Origin of the sequence: Xanthomonas sp. D-36-1, assembly GCF_017746155.1 — a bacterium.
Taxonomy (GTDB): Bacteria; Pseudomonadota; Gammaproteobacteria; order Xanthomonadales; family Xanthomonadaceae; genus Xanthomonas; species Xanthomonas cissicola.
On the sequence record NZ_JAGHWR010000027.1, the window covers coordinates 34,181 to 51,219 of the forward strand.

Consider the following 17,039-nt stretch of genomic DNA (forward strand, 5'->3'; position numbering starts at 1 on the left):
ACGCCGAATTCACGCGCTATCTAGTTGTCTTCACTCGTTTTAATCGTAAAAGTGCGATGTCTTACGGATGGCTTCGTTAAGGCAACTTTTGACGCCGAGTGCGCTGCGTCACGCATGAATGGGAGGCTGCGACGGTTTTCTGCTGTGCGGTCCGCTTGAGGCGAACCACGGTGTCCCATAAAAAACGCAGGCGCGGGTCGTTCAGATTCAGCCCGGATCGGCGATAATCGCGGCCATGAGCGTCAATCTGAAAACCAAAGAAGAAATCGAACTGATGCGCGTCGCCGGCCGCCTGGCCGCCGAGGTGCTCGATGTAGTGGCACCGCACGTGAAGCCGGGCGTGACCACTGCCGAGCTGGACCGCATCTGCCACGACCACATCGTCAACGTGCAGGGAACCATCCCCGCCAATGTCGGCTATCGCGGCTTCCCCAAGAGCGTGTGCACCTCGGTCAACAACGTGATCTGTCACGGCATCCCGAGTGCGGCCAAGGTGTTGAAAGACGGCGACATCGTCAACATCGACGTCACCGTCATCAAGGACGGCTGGCACGGCGACACCAGCCGCATGTACTACGTCGGCACTCCGTCGGTGATGGCCAAGCGCTTGGTCGAAACGACGTATGAAGCGATGTGGCGCGGCATCCGGGCGGTCAAGCCGGGCGCCACGCTGGGCGATGTGGGCCATGCGATCCAGAAGTTTGCCGAAGCCGAGCGCTTCAGCGTGGTACGCGACTACTGCGGCCACGGCATCGGCAAGGTCTATCACGACGAGCCGCAGGTGATGCATTACGGCCGCCCGGGCGAAGGGCTGGTGCTCAAGCCGGGCATGACCTTCACCATCGAGCCGATGATCAACGAAGGCACCTATCACCATAAGACGCTGCCCGACGGCTGGACCGTGGTCACCAAGGACCGCAAGCTGTCTGCGCAGTGGGAACACATGGTTGCGGTCACCGAAGACGGCGTGGATGTGTTGACGCTGTCGGCCAATTCGCCCGCGCCGGTATGACGGCCACGCCGGCGGAGCGACCCGACCCGGGCGTCGCCGGCGACGCGGACTGGGCCGCGCAGGCCCGTCCGCTGCTGGTGCATGCGGACATGCGCCTGTGCAAACGCTTCGATCAGGGTGAGCCGATCGAGCGCCTGGTCGCCTTGCGCGCACGCGCGGTCGACCAATTGATGCGAAATGCCTGGATGCGCTGTGTTCCGGCCGATAGCGGTTTGTCGCTGCATGCGGTCGGCGGCTATGGACGTGGCGAATTGTTTCCGCGCTCGGATGTGGATGTGCTGGTGTTGGGCGACACCGCCGCGCAACAGCAGCACGAGCAGGCTCTGGCGCGCCTGTTTGCGCTGCTCTGGGATGTGGGCCTGCCGATCAGTCACGCGGTGCGCTCGCCGGCGCAGTGCACCGCTGCGGCGGCCGACCAGACCGTGCTCACTGCCTTGATCGAATCGCGCGCGCTGGTGGCCGACGCCCAGGCGCGCGGGGCGCTGGTAGCAGCGATCGCGCCGCCGCAGGTGTGGCCGCCGCGCGATTTCTTCCAGGCCAAGCGCGAGGAATTGCTGGCGCGCCACCAGCGCTTCGGCGACACCGCCGATAATCTCGAACCCGACATCAAGGACGGCCCCGGCGGTCTGCGCGATCTGCAGACGCTGGGCTGGATGGCCTCGCGCGCGTTCGGGGTCAAGGACCTGGAGGCCTTGGTCGGGCTGGGCCATGTCGGCTTCGACGAAGCCGCCGCGTTGCGTCGCGAGCGCGAAGAGCTTGCCCGTCTGCGTTTCGGTTTGCACATCGTGGCCAACCGGCCGGAAGAGCGCCTGCGGTTCGATTATCAAAAGACCCTGGCCGAACGGTTGGGGTTCGCCGACGACCGGGAAAGCCTGGGCGTGGAAAAAATGATGCATCGCTTTTATCGCAGCGCTGCATTGATTCGCCGCATCAGCGACCGCCTGTTGCAGCGCTTCGAAGAACAGTTCGATGGCGAAGCGACGCCGGAGCCCCTGGGCGGCGGCTTCAGCCTGCGCCGCGGCTATCTGGCTGCCGACCCCGAGAGCTGGCCGGACGGCGATGTGCTGCAGGTGTTTGCGCTGTTTGCGCAATGGGCCGCGCATCGCGAGGTGCGCGGACTGCATTCGCTGACCGCGCGCGCGCTGGCCGAGGTCCTGCGCGATCTGCCGGCGTACGAGGTTGCCGATGCGACCGCCCGGGAACGCTTCATGGCGTTGCTGCGCGGCCCGCGTGCGGTGGAGACGCTCAATCGCATGGCGCGGCTGGGCGTGCTGGGCCAGTGGATTCCGGCATTCGCCAGCGTTTCCGGGCGGATGCAGTTCGACCTGTTCCATGTCTACACGGTGGACCAGCACACCTTGATGGTGTTGCGGAATATTGCGCTGTTTGCCGCAGGCCGTGCCGATGAACGTTTCTCGATCGCGCATGAAGTCTGGCCGCGTCTGCGCAAGCCGGAACTGCTGTTGCTGGCGGGCCTGTTCCACGACATCGCCAAGGGCCGCGGCGGCGATCATTCGGAACTGGGCGCGGTGGATGCGCGCGCGTTCTGCCTGGCGCATCGCTTGAGCGAAGGCGATACCGAGCTGGTGACCTGGCTGGTGGAGCAGCACTTGCGCATGTCGGTCACCGCGCAGAAGCAGGACATTTCCGACCCGGAGGTGATCCACCGTTTCGCGACGTTGGTCGGCACCCGCGAGCGTCTGGACTATCTGTACCTGCTCACCTGCGCCGATATCGCCGGCACCAGTCCCAAGTTGTGGAACGCGTGGAAAGATCGGCTGTTGGCGGATCTGTATTTCGCCGCGCGTCGCGCGTTGCGCGAGGGCCTGGAACATCCGCCTCCGCGCGAAGAACGGCTGCGCGAAGCGCGCGAGTCGGCGCGCACCTTGATGCAGGCGCAGGGGCATGACGATGTCACCATCGACCGGCAATTCGCCGGCATGCCGGACGAGAATTTCCTGCGGTTCCGTCCCGAGCAACTGGCGTGGCAGGCGGCCTCGCTGATCGAAGTGGAGATCGGTCAGACCCTGGTCAAGGCGCGTCGCGCGGTGCCGGATAACGACGCGCTGGAAGTATTCGTGTATTCGCCAGACCGCGATGGGCTGTTTGCGGCCATTGTGGCCACGCTCGATCGCAAGGGCTACGGCATTCATCGCGCACGTGTACTGGACGCGCCACACGATGCGATCTTCGACGTGTTCGAAGTGTTGCCGCAGGAGACCTATGCCGACGGCGACCCGCAGCGGCTGGCGGCAACGCTGCGCCAGGTGCTGGCCGGCGATCTGCAGAAGGTGCGCCCGGCGCGCCGTGCGGTGCCGCGCCAGTTGCGGCATTTCCGCTTCGCACCGCGGGTGGAGTTCAGCGAAAGCGCCGGTGGCCGCCGCACCCGCATCAGTCTGGTCGCACCCGACCGCCCCGGCCAGCTCGCCGATGTCGCGCACGTGTTGCGCATGCAGCACCTGCGCGTGCACGACGCGCGTATCGCCACTTTCGGCGAGCGTGCCGAAGACCAGTTCCAGATCACCGACGAGCATGACCGCCCGTTATCCGAATCCGCCCGGCAGGCGCTGCGCGATGCGTTGTGCGCCTGCCTTGACCCTGTCTAGCTAGCAACTCCGGAGACCCTCCATGGCCACCAGCAAGAAGACCGCGCCCAAGCAGAGCGCGACCACCACCACCAACGCAGCGTCCAAGCGCGCGAATGCTCCGAGCGGCAAGGCTGCCAAGGTGCCGGCCGCTGCCGACTCCAAGCCAGGTGTCGGCGTCGGCAAGCAGGGCGCGGCAGCGGGCGCTGTTGGCAAAAAGACTGCTGCATCTGATGCAGCAAGCCCGAAAACCGTTGCAAAGAAGACTGGCGCCAAGACCGCGACTTCCGCTGCACCGCGCGTGGCCAGGCAGCCGACCAAGGTGGTTGCTGCACCGGCCGCAAAGAAGGCTGCTGCGGCAAAGAAGCTGCCGATTGCCGAGCAGGCCGTGCACAGCGCCGCCACGCAGGTCGGCAGCGACGAGCTCAAACTGGGCATCGAAAGCGCATTCGAACGGCGCGCCACGCTGACCATGGACGAGATCGACGGTTCCACCCGTGCCATTGTCACCCGCGTGGTCGACGGACTGGAAAGCGGGCAGTTCCGCGTCGCCGAGCCGGACGGGCAGGGCGGCTGGACCGTCAACGAGTGGCTGAAAAAAGCGGTGCTGCTGTATTTCCGCGTCAACGAGATGGCAGTGATCGACGCCCAGCCAGCGCCGTTCTGGGACAAGGTGGAATCGCGCTTTGCCGGCTTCCATGAGGCCGAATTCCGCAAGGCCGGCGTGCGCGTCGTGCCAGGTGCGGTGGCGCGTCGCGGCAGTTACTTCGGCAAGGACGTGGTGCTGATGCCGAGTTTCACCAACATCGGTGCCTATGTCGGCGAAGGCACCATGGTCGATACCTGGGCCACCGTGGGGTCGTGCGCGCAGATCGGCAAGCACTGCCATTTGTCCGGCGGCGCCGGCATCGGCGGCGTACTCGAACCGCTGCAGGCCAGTCCCACCATCATCGAAGATCACTGCTTTATCGGCGCGCGCTCGGAGGTGGTGGAAGGCGTGGTCATCGGTCACCACAGCGTGATCGGCATGGGCGTGTTCATCGGCCAGAGCACACGCATCTACAACCGCGCCACCGGCGAGATTTCTTACGGCTATGTGCCGCCGTACAGCGTGGTGGTGTCCGGGCAGTTGCCCTCCAAGGATGGCTCGCACTCGCTGTATTGCGCGGTGATCGTCAAGCAGGTGGATGCCAAGACGCGCAGCAAGACCAGCGTCAACGAACTGTTGCGCGGTCTGGCGGATTAATCCACTTCGCATCGGCAACAGATACTGCGCAGCGCCGGCCGAGGGTGCGCCTTTGCACGCTCGGTTGCTGCATGACTCGCGCGCCCCAACGCGCTTGCAAGTCGCTTACCGGTTGTTTCGCGCGCAGTTCTCTCGCAACCCCTTTCAAGAAGTAAGGGCTCTGCACACCGCACTTTGGGATATTTCGCATGACCACGCTCTACGGACTCAAAAACTGCGATACCTGCAAGAAAGCCACCAAGTGGCTGGATCGTTTTGGTGTGGCGTATACGTTTGTCGACTATCGCGATCACAAGCCGGAGCCGCAGACCCTGGTGGGGTGGGCGGAGCAGGTCGGTGGATTCGATGCATTGATCAACAAGTCCTCGACCACATGGCGGCAGTTGCCGGACAACCGCAAGGTGGCGGGCAGCGCGGCCGAATGGAAGCTGTTGCTGCGCGAGTACCCGCAGCTGATCCGGCGGCCGCTTGTCATCACCGACGATGGCGCGCTGCATCAGGGCTTTTCCGATAACGGCTTCAAGAAGCTATTCGGCATTGGCTAAGCGACTGCGGTTTTCGACGGTGCTGCGGACCGTGTTGCCGCTATCGTCGCGATGCGTTACGTCTCGCATGTTGATCGCGCACTCATCAGCTGGGCAAGCCGTTCAACGTCGCGCAGGCACTGACGCGATGATTGCCTGCAAACCAGTTAGCTGCCACCGCTGCAACCGCGACCAAACCACGCCGATCGATGCGGACGCGATCCCTCCATCAACGCCGCAGATGCGGCTCTACTGCGGTGACGTTTCATGAGCGATGTGCTGGAGTTGACCTGTGACCTCATTGCACGTGCCTCGGTAACGCCGGTGGATGCCGGATGTCAGGCCGCGATTGCGCAGCGCCTGCGCGCAGCCGGCTTCAGCTGCGAGCACTTGCGCCTGGGCGAGGTCGAGAATCTGTGGGCAACCCATGGCAGCGGTGCGCCGGTGCTGGTGTTGCTCGGGCATACCGATGTGGTGCCGCCGGGCCCGCGCGAGGCGTGGACCAGCGACCCGTTCGATCCGCAGATCCGCGACGGCGTGCTGTACGGGCGTGGTGCAGCGGACATGAAAGGCAGCGTCGCCGCATTCGTCGTCGCCGCGGAGCAATTTGTCGCTGCGCATCCATCGCATACCGGCACGCTGGCGGTGCTGTTGACCTCGGACGAAGAGGGCGATGCCATCGATGGCGTGCGCCGGGTTGCCGAGGTGTTTCGCGAACGCGGGCAAACGATCGACTGGTGCATCACCGGCGAACCGTCGTCCACCGAGCGCCTGGGCGATCTGTTGCGCGTCGGCCGTCGCGGCAGCCTGTCCGGTACGTTGACCGTCAAGGGTGTGCAGGGGCATGTGGCGTATCCGCACAAGGCGCGCAACCCGATCCATCTTGCAGCGCCTGCGCTGGCCGAACTGGTGGCGCGGCAATGGGACGACGGCTTCGAAAGCTTTCCGCCCACCAGCCTGCAACTCTCCAACATCCATGCCGGCACCGGCGCCAATAACGTGATTCCTGGCGAGCTGCAGGTGGCCTTCAATCTGCGCTATACCCCGCACTGGGACGCGCCGCGCCTGGAGGCCGAAATCACTGCGCTGCTCGATCGCCACGCGCTGGACTACGCGCTGCGCTGGCACCGCAGTGGCGAGCCGTTCTATACCCCGGAAGGGCGGTTGCGCAGCGTTGCACGTGAGGTGTTGGGCGAGTTTGCCGGCGCGCCGCCGGAAGAAAGCACCGGTGGCGGAACCTCCGACGCGCGCTTCATCGCGCCATTGGGCGCGCAGTGCATCGAAGTGGGCCCGGTCAATGCCAGCATCCACCAGGTCGACGAGCATGTGCGCGTGGCCGACCTGCAAGCGCTACCGGCGCTGTATCGCAAGTTGATCGAGCGCCTGCTGGTCGGGTGAGCGGGCCACGCAGACGCCGTTGTTGCCACTGAAACAGTTGCGCCGGTACAGCCGAACCGTTAGCGTCGGCGACATGGTCATTCGCCTCGCCAATCTCAATAACGCCAACCGCAACAATCTGCGCGCGAATAATCGTGCGCGGCCGATGCGGGTCTGCGACTAGGCGACGTCCACCAAACGCCCAGGAACCAGAAAAACCCGCATCGGCCGATGCGGGTTTTTTTTTATGGGTGTCGATCCGTGCAGCACGCTCTTACCGGCCGCCAATCCACGCAGTTCTTCAGGAGTGTTTCCATGTGTTCCATCTTCGGTATTTTCGGCCTGCAACCCGGTGACGACCTGCAGGCGCTGCGCCGGCAGGCGCTGGAATGTTCGCAGCGGCAGCGTCATCGCGGGCCCGACTGGAGCGGCGTCTACGTCGATACCGGCGCCATCCTGGTGCACGAGCGCCTGGCCATTGTCGATCCGGCCGGCGGCTCGCAACCGTTGCTCTCCGAAGACGGGCAGCTCGCCTTGGCGGTCAATGGCGAGATCTACAACCATCGCGAACTCAAGGCGGAGCTGCTGCAGCCGTACGCGTTCCAGACCGGCTCCGACTGCGAGGTGATCAATGCGCTGTATCGCGAAGATACGCCGGCCTCGTATCTCAACCGCCTCAACGGCATCTTTGCATTCGCGCTGTGGGACAAGACGGAAGGTCGCGTCATCATCGCGCGCGACCCGATCGGTGTGGTGCCGCTGTACTGGGGGCATGACCGCGAAGGCCGTTTGCGTGTGGCCTCGGAACTGAAATCGCTGGTGGACGATTGCGCCGATGCGGCGCAGTTTCCGCCGGGCCATTGGTACGACAGCGCCACCGGCGCACTGAACCGTTACTACGAGCGCGCCTGGCGCCAATACGGCGCGGTGGAAGGTGTACAGGTGCAACTGCAGGAATTGCGCGAAGCCTTCGAGCGCGCCGTGCACCGTCAGCTCATGACCGACGTGCCGTACGGCGTGTTGCTGTCCGGTGGCCTGGATTCGTCGTTGGTCGCCGCGGTCGCCGCGCGCTACGCCCGTCACCGCATCGAAGAAAACGACACCACCGAAGCTTGGTGGCCGCGCCTGCATTCGTTCGCGATCGGCTTGAAGGGCTCGCCAGATCTGGCCGCGGCCGAAGTGGCCGCCGCAGCGCTCGGCACGGTGCATCACGGTTTCGAATACACCTTCGACGAAGGCCTGGATGCATTGCCCGACGTCATTCGCCACATCGAAACCTATGACGTCACCACCATTCGCGCCTCCACGCCGATGTTCTTGCTGGCGCGGCGGATCAAGGCAATGGGCGTCAAGATGGTGCTTTCCGGCGAAGGCAGCGATGAGATCTTCGGCGGCTACCTGTATTTCCATAAGGCACCGGATGCGCGCGAATTCCACGAAGAGCTGGTACGCAAGCTCGACGCGCTCAACAACTACGACTGCCTGCGCGCGAACAAGTCGATGATGGCCTGGGGCGTAGAGCCACGTGTGCCGTTCCTGGACCGCGAATTCCTGGATGTGGCGATGCGCATGGATGCCAGGTTCAAGATGATCGACAAGACCAGCAGCGGGGCGACGCGCATGGAGAAGGGCGTACTGCGCGAGGCATTCGCCGGCTATCTGCCCGAATCGATCCTGTGGCGTCAGAAAGAGCAATTTAGCGACGGCGTGGGGTATGGCTGGATCGACGGGCTAAAGGCGCATGCGCAGGCGCAGGTGAGCGACCGCGAACTCGCCGCCGCCGACCGACGCTACCCGGTCAACCCGCCGCAGACCAAAGAAGCGTATTTCTATCGCAGCTTGTTCGAGCAGTTTTTCCCCGGCCAGGCGGCGGCGGAAACCGTGCCGGGCGGCAAGTCGATTGCCTGTTCGTCGCCAACGGCGATTGCCTGGGACGCGAGTTTTGCCGCGATGGCCGACCCATCGGGCCGCGCGATTGCCGGAGTGCACGCGCAGGCGCTGGTTTCGTAAGGCTGCTGTCACTGCCGCGGCCGGCGTGCATCGCTGCACGGCCGGCCGCGGTGTTGACCGGCGCGTCTTATTGCTCGTGACGCACGCAATACCCATAGCGCTGCGGATCGATATCCACACCGGCCATGTCGGCCTGGTTATTGCGCCATAGGTTCGGCTTGAAGTCGGCCGCCGTGCAGTTGGCCGCGCGGTCCACGCCGATGGTGTAGGTAAACGGCGTGTTGGCGAAACGGTTGTTCTCGAAGATGTTGTCCTGGCTCATGCTGTTGTCCCAGCACAAGATTTCCGGTGTGCGATAACGAATCGCGCAGGCCAGAAACACGCCGGCCACCTTGTTGCCGTCGAATTGATTGTTGCTGAAGCGATTGCGCCGCGCATCGGAGAGATAGATGCCCTGGCTGCCGTTGCGCTCGAAACGGTTGTTGCGGATCTCGCTGTCTTCCAGGTGCTCGGTGGTCAGGCCGGCGGCCACGTTGTCGTGGATGTAGTTGTTGACCATCGTGACCTTGGCGGTGCGGTTGAACGAGACGCCGTCCCAGATTGCGCCGGATACATCGTTGTTTTCGATGGTGATCTCGCGGGTGTCGTACTCGCTCAACAGGCACGCGCTGCGGCACTTGTTGACCTGCAGGCCTGCAAGCCGGATGCCTTGTCCGGACCGCACCACCACCGCGCTGTTGCTCAGGTAGGGGCGCTCGGGCATGAACTCCTTATCGCCTGTGCTCGCTACGATCTGCATGTCTTCGATGCTGACGTTGCGGATCACACCGGTGGGCTGCTGGTTTTCGTAGTCGCCGACCACCAGCACCGGCTGCTGCACACCGTCGGCCATGCGCACGATGGTGCTGGGGCCCTGGCCGCGCAGAGTGAAATTGCCGCGATGGATCGATACCAAGCCATTGAGCGGGAACTCGCCTTTCTCCAGGCAAAGTACCGTGGGCTTGTCGCTTTGCGGCAGTTTGTCGATGGCTTTCTGCAGGTCCTGGCCAGGACGTACCTTGGCGGTGCATGCAGCCACTGGCGCATCCGGCGGGCCGGATTTGGCTGGCGCCGCGGCCGAGCAGGCAGTGGCAAACATCAGTGGCAACAGGGCGGAAACGGAGCGGGCAAGCAAAGGCATGCGGATTCCGGTCAGTGGGGGGAGGAGGGCGATGTGCGGAGCAAGACTCCACATTCGCGACGGACTCTAGTGTGTCCCACCGGACGTTAAGTTCCAGCCCATGCGCAGCCGCGCGATTCGGCGCAGGTTCATTACGCTGCTGCAGTCGAGGCTGTTTTGCCCACTGCGAGAGGTCGCTCCGCTGACCTGCATCACATTGCAAGCGGAACGCCGTGCAGTCCGCGTCCGACTTGCCTTGCACTGCACGGGGGCGCAGTTTCAAGCCACGACTTGCGCCCGTTTACAGCTGTTTTGCACATGCAATCGGTAGAGCGGGCCAGGCACGCTCTATCCTTCAACAGAGAGAAACACGTGTTTTGAGCAGGTGGCAACCGCAGGCACGATGCGCTGTTTGCGTTGCCATCGCCGCTGGCTGGTGGCGTGCACATATTCGCTGCGCACTCGTCAGAAGCTGTAAGCAAGCTGCGCGTAAATGCGACGCGGCTCGCCGGGAAAGTGTCCGGCGCGCGTATTGAACCCGCTCACCGCATAGACCTTGTCGAACAGGTTCTTGACGTTGATTTGCAGTTTCCACGCGTCCCACTGCGTCTGCCAGCTGATGTCGTAAATGGCATACGGTTTGACGCGTTGGCCATCCAGGCTGACGCGTTCGCCCACGTAGTCGGCACCGAAGGCGATCGCCGAGCGCCACATCGGCAGGTCGTAGCGCGTCCACAGGCCGAAGGTGTTGCGCGGTGCATTGGCGAAGCGATCGCCAGAGGCATTGGTGATGCCATTGGTGCCTGCATCGAGCACGCGTGCATCGTTGTAGGCATAAGTGAGATTGAGCACCCAGCGCTCGGTCAGGTCGGCCAGCAGATCCACTTCCAGGCCTTCACTGCGCACCAGGCCAAGCGCAGAGAGCTGATTGACCCCATCGACGATGCTGCCGTTCGCCTGCACGATGTTGCTGCGTTCGATGCGATACAGCGCCGTGTTGAGGGTCAGCCCACCGTCGTTGAGCGCAGTCTTCAGGCCGACTTCCCATTGCGTGCTGCGTTCCGGGTCGAACGGGCCGCCCACGCTGCTGTCCTGATTGGCGGCATCCTGCGGCAGAAAACCGCTGGCGTAACTTGCGTAAGCGTTGACGCCCTCGCGCAACACGACGGTGCTGCCGACGCGCCAACTCAGGTCGTTACCGGTCACGCGCGAGCCATCTAGCAGGTTGTCGTCCTTGAAGCCGTCCCAGCGCAGCCCGGCCATGGCATACCAGCGCGGCGTCAGCGTGAGTTCGTCCTGCAGATATGCGCCGTAGCGTTGACTGCGCGTGCTGGTGGCGCGCCAGGGCAGGGCATCCAAACCGTAATCGTAGAAGCCGCTGCGGCCGTATACCGGATTGAACAAATCGATGCCAGGCACCGGGCCACGCACGCGTCCGGTGTCGGCGGTGTTGGCGGTTTGCGCGCGGAAATCCGCGTCCAGCCGGTAGTAGTCCGCGCCCATCAGCAGCTTTTGCTCGATCGCAGCGGTGCTGGTGCGGAACACCGCATTGACGTTGCTGGAGATCGCATCGTTGTCGCGGTATTGATTGCGCAACTGCCGGGTCATCCACTCGGTAGTGCCGTCGCGATCGCGGTCGATCAAGCCCATCGGCTCGTGATAGATCTGATGCTCTTGGTTCTTGAACCAGCGCAGCGCCATGTCCACCTCCCACGCGCTGGACGGCGCAAACCGGTACTGCGCAAATGCCACCTTGGCGCGCATGTCCAGAAAGTCGGTAGGTTCGTTGTGGTTCCAGCGCCGGTCGGTGAGGAAGTTGCCGTCGTTATCGACCGGCACGCCGCGCAGGCGGTTGCCGCCCAGGTTCTGGGTGATGTCGGTGTATTGCAGGGTGAGCTCGCCGGTGTCGCCGAGATCGAAGGCCACCGACGCATCGCCGATCTGGCTCTGGCTGTCGGTATTCCAACGAAACCCGTCTTCGCCATCGGCATAGGCGCCGATGCGGTAACGGATGCGGCCGTCTTCGCGCGCAGGGCCGGTGGCCTCGAACGAGGCTGCACCGAAGGATTGATTGCCCAGCTGCAGTTCGATGCGGCGCGCCGCCTGATGACCGGGCTTGCGCGTGACATAGTTGATCACACCCCCGGGTTCGCCACCGCCGTACAGCGCACCGGCCGGGCCCTTGAGCACCTCGACGCGTTCGATGTTGAACAGCTGCGGCACCGAGAACCCGGCATACGGGTCGCCGCGTAGGCCGTCGTACAGCACGTTTTCCTGGCGGAAACCGCGCAAGGTCACACCGGCATAGCTGAAGAAGCTGATGCCGCTGATGCTGCGGTACAGATCGGTGATCTGCCGCGCGGCCTGGTCGTCGATCAACTCGCGCGGCAGCACCTGCACCGACTGCGGCACCAGCGCCAGCGGGGTATCGGTGCGCGTGGCAACAGCGGCGTCTTCGGACTTGTAGAGCGTCTGCGCACGGCCGATGACATCAACGCCATCCAGCTCTGTCACGGCTGGCGTGGTGGTGTGTTGAGCGAGGGCGGGCAGGGTGTGCAGAGCGAGCGCAGCGGCGAGCGCGGTGACAAGAAGCGTGGGGCGCATTGGTCACTAATGAGAATGGTTATCAAATGCATCTTAGCATGATGTGCTTGCTTGATCACGGAGCTCGCCGAGGTGCCGGGGGCCATGCTTGGTGGAGGATGCATGCGCGCGTGTGCGCGTGCGCGGATCCATACATCCGAGATGCGAAAGATGCAGAACGCGCAAATGCACAAGGCATGCGTGCACGGCTTCCCTTCCCCCGCCGGGACATCGTCCCCTTCATTGAGTAGCAGGTGCCCGAAGGGCGGATGAAGGCGGGTGCGAAGCCTGATGGGCGCGCGCGAAGGGTCACATTGCGCACTAATCAGTAGTGCGTGATGCCCGTAACCTCACCCCCAAGGGGAGGGGCGCTTTGTGGAGCAGCGATGCTCGAACGCCTTGGTCCTTGTTCGCTGGACGCTGCGCAACAGCGTTTCCGCCCGCTTTTACTGCGGACGCAGTTGCAGCGTGTAACGCGTGGCAGTGGGCAAAAATGGTGTGGGTCTGCCATGCACCCAATCGTCGTGCCCCGCGCCCCAGAACGGCGAAAGCGGGTGGCCGCTCTGGCCGCCGGGCATGTGCACGATGCCGTCCTGCTCGTGGCCGGGCGAAACCACCATGCGCTCGGAGGCGCCAAAGGCCGGGCCTTGCACGCGCGGCATGTCGCGGTCGCCCGGCAGTTGATCGGGCGGCATGCAGAGCCAGCGCTTGGCCAGGGCGGGCAGTGCACGCGCAATGGGGTGGCAGATGGAGGCGGTGTTGCGCTGGCCCCAGGTGTGCTGGCCGCGCGGTTCGCTTTGCGCGTCTTCAGCAATCACGTCTGACTGCGCTCTGCGCACGGCATCGTCGAGCAACTGCTCCCAACTTGCGACGGCGGGCGACAACAGGTGGGCCGGGCGCTGTTGCAGCAACGGCCAGACGATGCCCTCCAGTTGCGCGCGACGTGGCGGCAGGAACTCCGCGCCAAGTGCGGCTTTTGCCGGTGCCAGCAGGCCGGCTTCCACCGCCTCGATGGTCTTGCTGCGAAATTGGCGCACGATGCGATAGCTGGCCGAGTCAGTCGATGCGCGCCCATCCCAGTGGCGCGTGGCGTGTGCAACCTGTTGCAGCGCCGGATCCTTGCTGTGCTCGACCACGCTACGCAGCAGTTGCCACCAGCGCGTGAGCAGCACGGCGCGATCGTCGAGCTGGATGGCGAGCAGATCGCGTTCGTTGAAGCGCTGCTTTGCGAAAAGATCCTCGCGAATCTGCTGCGCACGCGCGCCAAGGTCGTAACCTGCGTTGCCAAGCGTGGCCAGTTGTTGCGCATCGACGATACGGTTGTTGGCGGTCCAGAGCCGGTGCGACGGCGGATCGATCAACGCAGGCGCAGCATCGCTGCGCAGCGACCATGGCAGGCAGGTGCCCGACATCGAAGGCGTTGCAGCCGTCTCTGCAGGTGCGCTGGATGCTGCCTCAGGTGCGGGCGTCGATGTCGCCAATTCGGCAATCCCGCTCGGGCCGCACCCGGCATTGCGCGCGGGGCGCGCGCCGATCAGGCGCCAGGCGATGCGCCCGCTGCGATCGGCAAGCAGCAGGTTCTGCGCCGGAATGCCGGAGCGGTCGGCCACCGCAAACGCCGCCTGCAGATCGCCCGCCGTGCTCATCTGGGCGAAGTCCAACCGGATCGCACCGGGCAACTGCGCCGCCCAGCGCAATGCCAGCGCGCTGCCGTCGGCGTTGACGTGCAATACCGGTCCCCACGTCGCTTCACGGACCTCGAACTGCACCGGCGCTGCGCCCGCCACGCGGATGGTTTCCACGTGCCTGGTCAGTGCCTGTGGGTGACCCGGTGTAGGTGCGGGAATGCGCGCGAAATCCGCAGTGTCGATGTAACTGTTGGTAAATGCCCAAGCCACATGCCCGTTGCTGCCCACGACCACCGCCGGCAGACCCGGCAGGGTGAATCCGGTGACATCCACCTTGCCCTCGGGCGCATTGCTGTCTGCATAGCGCATGCGTGCGCGGAACCAGATATTGGGCGCGCGCAGGCCCAGGTGCATGTCGTCGGCAACGATGGCGCGGCCGTCGGCGGTGAGGCTGCCGTCTACCGCGAAGTTGTTGCTGCCCGGCGTCGGCGTTTCCGCGTGTGGCGCGGCAGGCAGATGCGGTAGACGCCGTAGGTCCAGCGTGGCCGCATCCGGCACGCTGGCATCGCCTTGTGGCGGCCCGAACATCGGCGCGTCCCAACTGGAGCCCTGATGGTCGAACAGTGCCGCCAGCGCAGGGGGTACCACGGCACGGATGCGCGCAGCGGCCAGCTCGGTCTGGTTGTCGCTGTCCTGCAGGTCTGCGTACATCGCAAGGCCGGTGAGGATGGAGTCGTCCAGCGTCCACGCACGCGGTGTCTGGCGCAGCAGCAGATAGGGCCAGGGCCGTACGCGCAGTGCTGCCAGTCCTGCATTGACGCCATCGGTATACGCTTGCAATGCGGCGCGCTGACTGCCGGTGGCGATATCCAGGCTGGCCTGCACGCGCGCGCGCAGGCGATGCACGCGGTTGCGCTTGTCCAGGCCCACGGCCTCGGCGCCAAACAGCTCGGACAACTCGCCGGCCGGTGCGCGGCGCATCAGATCCATCTCGAAATAGCGTTCCTGCGCATGCACGTAGCCGAGCGCACGCATCGCATCGAGCTGGTTTGCTGCATCGATGGTGACCACGCCCAGCCGGTCGCGCTGCACGCTGACCGGCGCAGCCAGGCCGCTGAGCGCGCTGTCGCCGTCCAACTGCGGCAGGCTGCCGCGCATCAACAGATACAGCCCCAGGCTGGCCGCCAGGACCAGCAACCCGATTCCCAGCAGCAGCCGGCCCAGCCATTGACGCATTGTCGGTTCCTTGGAGCCCGGTGAAAGTGTGGCCGGCGGACATGACCGTAGCGGGTCTGGCCGCAAGCGCAACTGAAAGTGATTCCGATTAGATCATTGCCCGGCGGCTTAGGGCACCATGCGCGCATTGCGTCGCTGGAGCACACCATGAAAGGCCATCCCGAAGTCGTCGATTACCTCAAGCAGCTGCTGCGCGGCGAATTGGCGGCCCGCGATCAATATTTCCTGCATTCGCGCCGGTACGGGGATCAGGGCCTGATGGCGCTGTACGAGCGCATCAACCATGAAATGGAAGAGGAAACCGAGCACGCCGACGCGCTGCTGCGGCGCATCCTGTTCCTGGAAGGCGACCCGGACATGCGCCCGGCCGAATTCACCCCCGGCAAGACCGTGGTCGAAATGCTGGAGCGCGACCTGGTTGTCGAGTACGAAGTGCGCGCTGCGCTCGCTGCCGGCATGAAGCTGTGCGAAGAGCATGGCGACTATGTCAGCCGCGACGTGCTGCTCAAGCAGCTGCAGGACACCGAAGAAGATCATGCATGGTGGCTGGAGCAGCAGCTTGGCCTGATCAAGCGCATCGGGCTGGAGCTGTACCAGACCTCGAAGATCGATAAGGGCGATGTCGCCGGTTGAGCCGGCAACGACGCTGCGCAGTCGCCTGGCTGGCTGACGCAGCGTGAACCGGCTCGGCATGGAATATGCGTGCCTGGCCATTCCCGACGATGGTCTGTGCGACCTGCCTGCCGCTCCTGCAGCCGGCTGCAGGAGTGGGTTTTGACGTGTTTGCTGCAGGCCTGCCACATGGGGCAATGCCGCGTTGTCCTGATCGGCCAGCGGCGCTCGCCGCATGCACGCCATGCAATTGCGACGTGATGGCGTGCCGGGTTCGACGGCCGTTTCAGCGGCGTTGCAGGCGATAGACGGCAGTCGACAACCCAGTGACACCTTCATCGCGGAAGCGTGGTTCCTGATCGAGGATGTCGCGCCGTTCCAACTGGTCCACCTGCCAGGCAGCATCGAAAAGTGCATGCACGTGCGTTGCGTCCACCGAGAACGGTGGGCCGGCCTTTTCTGCCTGCGGATATTCCAGGGTGATCAGCAGGCCGCGGCAGTGTGTGGGCAACTGCGCGTAGACCGTTTGCAGGTAACGCAGGCGCAGGTCGGCCGGTAGCGCGACCAATGCGGCACGGTCGTAGACGGCCGTGCAGTCGGCCAGCACGCTGGCGTCCAGCGCGAATGCATCGCCGCAGATGATCTCGATCGGGCCGGCAATGAAGTGCTCCCCTGCAGCGCTGGTGTGACGTTGCGGTTGAAGGCCTGCTTCATCGAAGAATTGCGTCACCGCCAGCTGCGACAGCTCCACGCCAAGCACGCGATGGCCTTGCGCCGCCAGCCAGTGCATGTCCAGCGTCTTGCCGCACAGGGGTACCAACACGCGCGACTCCTCTGGCAAATCCAGCGCGTGCCAGTGCTTTTGCAGCAGCGGCAACACCTCTTGCTGATGAAAGCCGGTGTGTCCCAGCTGCCAACGTTCCAACCAGAAGTTCGTGTCCATGCGTTGCCTTGTCAGTGGCTGCCTCCACTGTGGTCATGTGAGAGTGGGGTGTGGTGCGTTCTGAAGCGGTGCGCAGCGTTGGCAGGGCGTCGCGATGGCATCGTTGTGCCTGGAAGAGCGAATACTTGAAGCCAGTGCCTCAGCAGTTTTATTGCCTCTGCCCGCCTCAGCAGCCTGAGGCGAG

General features: G+C 64.4%; 11 protein-coding genes. 7 read left to right on the plus strand and 4 right to left on the minus strand.

Annotated elements, in window-relative coordinates; genetic code table 11:
- Nucleotides 1-235: 235 nt before the first annotated feature.
- The 6 genes from map (at nucleotide 236) to asnB (ending at nucleotide 8,754) form a co-directional block, all read left to right on the plus strand.
- Entirely contained in the window at nucleotides 236-1,012 is a 777-nt protein-coding gene (gene map, locus J7367_RS08575; protein WP_008576697.1) for a type I methionyl aminopeptidase, read from the plus strand.
- Nucleotides 1,009-3,618 (plus strand): [protein-PII] uridylyltransferase, encoded by a 2,610-nt coding sequence (locus J7367_RS08580; protein ID WP_057661969.1) that lies wholly within the window; start codon nucleotides 1,009-1,011, stop codon nucleotides 3,616-3,618. Before map ends, J7367_RS08580 begins: the two co-directional genes overlap by 4 nt.
- Before the next feature lie 22 nt (nucleotides 3,619-3,640).
- Nucleotides 3,641-4,843, plus strand: a complete 1,203-nt coding sequence (gene dapD / locus J7367_RS08585; RefSeq protein WP_033481301.1) for a 2,3,4,5-tetrahydropyridine-2,6-dicarboxylate N-succinyltransferase — start codon at nucleotides 3,641-3,643, stop codon at nucleotides 4,841-4,843.
- 188 nt (nucleotides 4,844-5,031) lie between these two features.
- Nucleotides 5,032-5,388 (plus strand): arsenate reductase, encoded by a 357-nt coding sequence (locus J7367_RS08590; RefSeq protein ID WP_007966645.1) that lies wholly within the window; start codon nucleotides 5,032-5,034, stop codon nucleotides 5,386-5,388.
- Nucleotides 5,389-5,634: 246 nt separating this feature from the next.
- Nucleotides 5,635-6,765, plus strand: coding sequence for a succinyl-diaminopimelate desuccinylase (gene dapE, locus J7367_RS08595; RefSeq protein WP_057661966.1), 1,131 nt, complete (start codon nucleotides 5,635-5,637; stop codon nucleotides 6,763-6,765).
- 294 nt (nucleotides 6,766-7,059) lie between these two features.
- Nucleotides 7,060-8,754, plus strand: a complete 1,695-nt coding sequence (gene asnB / locus J7367_RS08600) for an asparagine synthase B (protein WP_007966648.1) — start codon at nucleotides 7,060-7,062, stop codon at nucleotides 8,752-8,754.
- Nucleotides 8,755-8,821: 67 nt separating this feature from the next.
- Here asnB and hpaM read toward each other — a convergent pair whose 3' ends face one another.
- The 3 genes from hpaM to J7367_RS08615 form a co-directional block, all read right to left on the minus strand.
- A complete protein-coding gene (gene hpaM / locus J7367_RS08605; protein WP_033481302.1) occupies nucleotides 8,822-9,874 on the minus strand; it encodes a type III secretion-associated outer membrane-bound protein HpaM in 1,053 nt (350 codons plus the stop codon).
- A 444-nt stretch (nucleotides 9,875-10,318) separates the two neighbouring features.
- A complete protein-coding gene (locus J7367_RS08610) occupies nucleotides 10,319-12,457 on the minus strand; it encodes a TonB-dependent siderophore receptor (RefSeq protein ID WP_057661963.1) in 2,139 nt (712 codons plus the stop codon).
- Nucleotides 12,458-12,882: 425 nt separating this feature from the next.
- Nucleotides 12,883-15,300, minus strand: coding sequence for a penicillin acylase family protein (locus tag J7367_RS08615; protein WP_057661960.1), 2,418 nt, complete (start codon nucleotides 15,298-15,300; stop codon nucleotides 12,883-12,885).
- Nucleotides 15,301-15,447: 147 nt separating this feature from the next.
- Between J7367_RS08615 and bfr the strand changes: the two genes are divergently transcribed.
- Entirely contained in the window at nucleotides 15,448-15,933 is a 486-nt protein-coding gene (bfr, locus tag J7367_RS08620; protein ID WP_057662024.1) for a bacterioferritin, read from the plus strand.
- A gap of 265 nt (nucleotides 15,934-16,198) precedes the next feature.
- Here the strand turns inward: bfr and J7367_RS08625 are convergent, their stop codons facing one another.
- Nucleotides 16,199-16,855 carry a thiopurine S-methyltransferase gene (locus J7367_RS08625; RefSeq protein WP_057661957.1) on the minus strand — a complete coding sequence of 219 codons (657 nt, stop codon included), beginning with the start codon at nucleotides 16,853-16,855 and terminating at the stop codon, nucleotides 16,199-16,201.
- Nucleotides 16,856-17,039: the final 184 nt, after the last annotated feature.

Bases quoted from the DNA above. Each gene is read 5' to 3' on its own strand.
- map (WP_008576697.1), top strand. From the start codon at position 236: ATGAGCGTCAATCTGAAAACCAAAGAAGAAATCGAACTGATGCGCGTC.
- J7367_RS08580 (WP_057661969.1), top strand. From the start codon at position 1,009: ATGACGGCCACGCCGGCGGAGCGACCCGACCCGGGCGTCGCCGGCGAC.
- J7367_RS08590 (WP_007966645.1), top strand. From the start codon at position 5,032: ATGACCACGCTCTACGGACTCAAAAACTGCGATACCTGCAAGAAAGCC.
- hpaM (WP_033481302.1), bottom strand. From the start codon at position 9,874: ATGCCTTTGCTTGCCCGCTCCGTTTCCGCCCTGTTGCCACTGATGTTT.
- J7367_RS08615 (WP_057661960.1), bottom strand. From the start codon at position 15,300: ATGCGTCAATGGCTGGGCCGGCTGCTGCTGGGAATCGGGTTGCTGGTC.
- J7367_RS08625 (WP_057661957.1), bottom strand. From the start codon at position 16,855: ATGGACACGAACTTCTGGTTGGAACGTTGGCAGCTGGGACACACCGGC.
- J7367_RS08610 (WP_057661963.1), bottom strand. From the start codon at position 12,457: ATGCGCCCCACGCTTCTTGTCACCGCGCTCGCCGCTGCGCTCGCTCTG.
- dapE (WP_057661966.1), top strand. From the start codon at position 5,635: ATGAGCGATGTGCTGGAGTTGACCTGTGACCTCATTGCACGTGCCTCG.
- bfr (WP_057662024.1), top strand. From the start codon at position 15,448: ATGAAAGGCCATCCCGAAGTCGTCGATTACCTCAAGCAGCTGCTGCGC.
- dapD (WP_033481301.1), top strand. From the start codon at position 3,641: ATGGCCACCAGCAAGAAGACCGCGCCCAAGCAGAGCGCGACCACCACC.
- asnB (WP_007966648.1), top strand. From the start codon at position 7,060: ATGTGTTCCATCTTCGGTATTTTCGGCCTGCAACCCGGTGACGACCTG.